We start from the raw sequence: 6082 nt of genomic DNA on the forward strand, positions 1-6082 counted from the left end.
TTTCATCAAACTACTGATTAAAGTATCTTCATCTGAGAGAAGGCCATTAATATCTTCAATAACTTCCATTAAACCTTCATTATCATTACTTTCTATAAAATATCTGAGATAATCACCACTTATACTCCACTTATCGGCCTGAGTCTCAAATTTAGGACCATGAGCCATTTCATGAGCTATATCAAGGCGAGGCTTAGCTTCTTTTAATTCACCCTTTTCCAATAGAGCAAGGCCAATCATGTGATTGAAATCAGGATTATCTTCAAAATATTCTTCTGATTTACCGGCAGTTTCAAGCACTCTATCATAATTTCCAGCTACATAATAATCATGAACCAAATTAGTTACTAAAGCTGAATCTGCAGGAACTAACTCTCTTATTTTATCTAATTTTTCTACAGCTTCTTCTTTTTTCTGGTCACCTATCTTTTCATAAGCCTCATTCCATAGTTTATTAGCATCAATAGCCTGATCAAGAACAGCTTTCATTTCTTCTTTTTCGGCATCTTCTGCCATCGAAAAGTTTTCAACTAATAGTTGTTTCAAAAATCGAAGAGCATATACTTCTCCAGTTTCGACTAAAGGCATTAACCCATCAAAACTATTACGCCAGACTTCTAAAGCAGCAACCAGATTATTTACATCAAGTAAAGTTTCTATTTTAAAGATTATTAATTCAAAATTATTTGGTTCAATCTCAAGCCCTCTTTCAATAACATTAAAGGCTCCTTCAAAATTACCCTTAGCTTTCATAACTTCTCCCTGAGCAATAAGAAGTTGTGGGGAATCTCCTTTTTCCTCAAGTGCTTTATCAACTATATCAGAAGCTTCATCTAATTCACCATTTTGTAATAATAAATTAACAAGAGGCATTATAAATACATCTTCTAAATCTTCTTTCATTATTTTCCAGGCTTTATGTAGGTAATTTCTGGCCTGTTCAGGTTTCTTATTTTGCAGAGAATATACAGCAATTGGTAATGTGAAATCAGGATCTACCGGATAATCTTTATCTGCTTCTAAAAGAAGATTAAAAATTTCATCTGCATCATCTTCCTCTTTTATTTTTTCTCGATAATACTCTTTAGATTTTTCTGGAGTTACCTGAGCACAACACTTCTTATATTTTTTACCACTACCACAGGGACAGGGCTCATTCCTCCCAATTTTATATGATTTAGCCTGTTCATTTTTCTTATCCATATAATCTTCAATATTTGTTACTTTATCCATTTTATCAAACTCCTTTCTCCATTTTTTTTACAAGTCTATTTAACCGGTGATCTAATTTTTCTTTTTCTTCTTCAAAATCACTAAAAATAACACGTTTTTCAAGTAAAATTTCCAGAGCCTGCTGTACATAATATTTTGCTTTTTGATAATCTTTTAGTTGATGCTCATAATATTTAGCCAATTCTCGATAGGGAAAAAGTTTTCCCTGTTTATTTTCAACCATCTCATCCCAGATTAAAACTGCCTTTTCCCAATTGTCTTCTCTTTTATACTGCCAGCTCAACTTTTTAGCTATATCCTCATCTAATTTATATTTTTGAGACTTTTCTCTTGCTTCTTCCAAAAAATCAATACTTTTTTTCAATTCCTTTTTCTTTTCCCAGTGACGTCCAAGGTTATATAATTCATTAGCTGATAATTGACAGTTACGAGTATTATTATATACTTCCAAAAGATGTTTTAAAAGAATTACTAATGAAACAATATCAATTAGATTATGTTTAAAAATAGGGGCCACCAGCAGAGGATCTTTTTTTCTTAAATACTTAAAATATATCTTAGGAATTTCACTACCTGGAACATCATCACGTCTATATATATCCAAAATTTTGTTTTCTAAACTTCCCAGTGAACAGGAAGGCAGATGATTCCAGACCCTTCTTGAAATATGCAAAAGATCAAAGTGAAAATCAGCTTCAGGTTTATTCATTCGATTAAGAACAAATCTGGTTTCTAATAAAGGAAGATCAAATGTCTTACCATTAAAACTCACTAAATAATCATTAGCTTTTATAAGTTTTTTCAAATCCAATAGCAGGGCATATTCATCATCATAATCACGCATAAAATATTGTCTGACTATAAACTTATTATCTTTAAAATAACCAGCACCAATCATAAAGGGAAGAGTACCTGTTCCCCCCATCAAACCGGTAGTTTCAGTATCAATAAAAAGAAAATTGTTTAAAATATCGCTCATTTTTTTATCTTTGAATATATTTTTATCTTTTTTATTTAAAATCATTTTTAAATCAGAAAATTTATGCTCAAAAATTTCACCAATTTGATAAAAACCATGATTTCTGGCTAAATCATAGTGAACTTCTCTTTTATAAAAATCTCCACCCTCATTTTCAATAATTTCTCCAGCCAATTTTTCTTTAATAAATGAGGAGCTTACCTGATTATTCTTCTCCTCCTGAGAATTTTTTGATTTCTGATCTGTATCGAGTTTTTTCAATCTCTCTTTGATGTTCCCGGGCTTCATCATGCAGAGCCTCCTCAATTAAAATTCGGGCATTATTTTTACCATCCATACCAACTTCATTGACTGGCCCAACACAGGCAGGACAACCATCTTCACAACCACAATTATCCAGATGTTTTTCTGCTCTTTTTAATAGATCAAAATGAATTCTATATAATTTTTCACTTAAACCCAAACCTCCAGGATAAGAATCATAAATAAAAATTGTAGGTTTAGCTGTATAAGGTGATCTAACCTGAGTGGCTGAGTGAATATCATGGGGATCACACATCAAAGGTAAAGGAGCAATATTTTCTAAAAGATTTGCAACTCCCTGAAGACCACTCTCAATACCTTTCTGACCTAATTTTTCAATCATTTCTAGCGGATAACTAAACCAATAAGCAGTTGTGTGCATATCCATTTCCGGTAAATTAATATCTCCATAACCTACATTTTCATGAGTTTTAAATTTAACTTTTTTAAACATAGTTGCTTTAGCAGTAACCACAACTTCACCATATTCGACCTCTAGCTTATCAATTTCTTTTTTATCAAAATGATCAAGAACTCTCATATCTACTGCCAGATTAGCATCTGTATAATAATTAACATCTACTTTTTTTACATAAGCTTTTTTACCCTCATAATCAAGTTCTTTGACCTGATATTGATTACCTTCATGAATATAGATAGCATGAGGGTGAATAGTTGTCAAAGCAGCAAAATGATCAACTTTAGCAATAACTCTACTATTAGCAGGAGAAGTTCTATCCACTACTGCAAAATCATCTGAACTTGCTGAACGAAGACTAATATCTTCAGCTGGATAACGATCTGCCATCCAGTGCCATCTTCCCCCTTTATGACGTAAAATACGCTGATCTTCCAGATAGGATAGTATTTCTTCAGTAGTCTCCACTCCAAAATCCTCTCCGTCAGTAAAGGGAAGTTCAAAAGCTGCACATTTAATATGAGCCATTAAAATCAAAAGATTATTAGGATTAATTAAAGCACTTTCTACAGGTTTCTCAAAAAAGAAATCAGGATTTTCAATAATATATTGATCTAAAGGACTACTGGAAGCTACCAATACTGCTAGTGATCTGCTGTTTCTTCTTCCAGCTCGCCCGGCTTGCTGCCAGGTACTGGCAATTGTTCCAGGATAACCGGCCATAATGCAGACATCAAGTTGGCCAATATCTATTCCAAGTTCTAAAGCATTAGTACTAACAACACCAGTTATATCACCACTACGAAGTCCTTTTTCTATTTCTCTTCTTTCACCGGGTAAATAGCCACCACGATAACCTCTAATATCCTGAGTGCCAAATTTATCCTGCAAATAGGAAAGTAAAATTTCTGTTCTCAATCTACTTCTGGCAAAAATTATTGATTTTATATCATTTTCTAAAAAAATCCTTGCAATTTTTTCAGCTTCAAGAACATAACTTCTTCTAATTCCTAATTCTCTATTTACCACTGGTGGATTATAAAAAACAATATCTTTTTTTCCCTGAGGTGCACCATTTTCATCTATTAATTTTACCTGATCACCAATCATTTTTTCCGCAAATTCTACTGGATTGGCAATAGTAGCAGATGAAGCTATAAATTGAGGATCAGAGCCATAAAAATTACAGATCCTCTTTAATCTCCTGATTACATTAGCAACATGACTGCCGAAAACTCCTCGGTAATTGTGGATTTCATCAATAACCACATATTCCAGATTTTCAAATAATTTAATCCATTTTGTGTGATGAGGTAAAATACCGGTATGAAGCATATCTGGATTGGTAATTACAATATGACCTGCTCTTCTTATACTTTTACGAGCATTAACTGGAGTATCACCATCATAAGTGTATGTTTTTATTCCCTCATCCAGTCTCTCAATAAGATCATACAACTCAGTTAATTGATCCTGAGATAGAGCTTTGGTAGGAAATAAATAAAGAGCACGGGCATTATCATCTTTTAAAATAGTATCCAGAACTGGCATATTATAACAGAGAGTTTTTCCTGAAGCAGTTGGAGTAACAACTATTAAATTATCTCCATTATCAACGATTTCATAAGCTTCCCCCTGATGAGAGTAAAGTTTTTTTAGTCCTTTTTCTTTTAGTACTTCTTTTAATTCAGGAGAAATTTTAGAAGGAAATTGTACATAATCAGCTTCTTTTTCAGGAATTGTCTCCCAGTTAGTTATTTGGCCACTATATTTATTTTCTTCTTTTAAATAAGAAGCTATTTGAGAAAGATTCATTTTATCAACCTTTCATTTTCTTATATACCATAGTTATTATATTATTATAACATATAAAACTTGATTTTTTAAAAATCACTTTCTGACATAATAATTTTCATCTTTAAATTTTGTTCTAACAATTTTTTCTTCATCTATAAGTTTTTCAACTTCTTCCCAATCACTACTACATTTCTTGATCAACTCTTCTACTGCTTCTTCTTTTAAAGGATGAACTGAAGTAATATTCAAAAGATCTTTTCTGAGATCTCCAGTGCTAGAAAACTCATTACCTTCATACCCAATTAGATACTCTGTTTTAATTCCTTTTTCCTTAAAAATTTGGACTGCCATATTTATTTTTTCAGGTGAAGGACCTTCTATTCCTTGCTTAGCCGGAGGGCGAGTAGGTATGGCAACATAGGAACTGTCTGTATTTAATTCAGCTATAAAATTAGCTATTTTTTCTAATTCATCTCTTTTATCATTTATTCCTTTAACTAACATCGTTTCAGTTAAAAATTCCCCTTCAAATTCTTTACTGAATTTTTTCATTCCTTCCTGTATTTTTGATAGATTTAATTTTCCCTGAGGTCTATCAACCTTATGCCATATTTCTTCACTAAAAGCATCACATTTTAGAGAAACCCAATCTGCATTTTTTAACTCTTCTCGCACTTCCTCTCTGGCAATTAAAGAAGCATTACTGATAACAGCAGTTTTAATTCCTGTTAATTCTTTAATCATTTTTAATGACTTACCCAAATTTTTATCAAGAGTAGGTTCTCCATCAGCCACAAAAGTAATATAATCAAGTTTCTCTTTTCGTTTATCTAAATTTGCCAGTGTTTCTTTTAATTCATTTTGTAAATCTTCAACAGCATAAAACTCTTCTCTCTCAATTTGCATTTTTTCAGTTATTCCAAGTTGACAGTAAACACAGGAATAACTACAGGTTTTAGGTCGAACATTATTAATCCCCAAACTCTTTCCCAATCTCCGGGAAGGGACAGGACCAAAAATTCTCATCTTTATCACTCCATAGTTTATTTATATTGTGAAATAGATTTTCTATATACAATTATACTCTTATTGAGAAAGAATATCAATTTTCTTGACATTAAATAAAAATAAACCCTATGGCCTATGCAGTTGATGGTCTTCGAAATATAATGTATAATAGTCCTGAGGTAAATGCAATGACAACTTTTAATATTAAAGAATAAAAAGAAAGGATGTATTCTCATGAAAAATCCAGTAAAAAAAGTAGCTGCTATTCATGACTTATCTGGTTATGGTAGAGCTTCTCTAACTGTTATTATTCCTATACTTTCAACTATGGGAATTCAGGCCTG

The 6082-nt window shown here is 32.0% G+C and carries 4 protein-coding genes; all 4 read right to left on the bottom strand.

Features of this window, described 5'->3' with window-relative positions; all coding sequences use genetic code 11:
• A partial coding sequence (locus VJ881_04320; GenBank protein HKL75274.1) for a tetratricopeptide repeat protein occupies nt 1–1233 on the bottom strand: 1233 nt, incomplete at its 3' end.
• Nucleotides 1234–1237: 4 nt separating this feature from the next.
• Nucleotides 1238–2500, bottom strand: coding sequence for a ribonuclease H-like domain-containing protein (locus VJ881_04325; protein ID HKL75275.1), 1263 nt, complete (start codon nt 2498–2500; stop codon nt 1238–1240).
• A complete protein-coding gene (locus VJ881_04330) occupies nt 2418–4748 on the bottom strand; it encodes a DEAD/DEAH box helicase (GenBank protein HKL75276.1) in 2331 nt (776 codons plus the stop codon). The genes VJ881_04325 and VJ881_04330 overlap by 83 nt, the downstream gene beginning before the upstream one ends.
• A 75-nt stretch (nt 4749–4823) precedes the next feature.
• Nucleotides 4824–5756, bottom strand: a complete 933-nt coding sequence (locus VJ881_04335) for a radical SAM protein (GenBank protein ID HKL75277.1) — start codon at nt 5754–5756, stop codon at nt 4824–4826.
• Nucleotides 5757–6082 lie beyond the last annotated feature (326 nt).

The organism is Halanaerobiales bacterium (genome assembly GCA_035270125.1).
Classification (GTDB): domain Bacteria; phylum Bacillota; class Halanaerobiia; order Halanaerobiales; family DATFIM01; genus DATFIM01.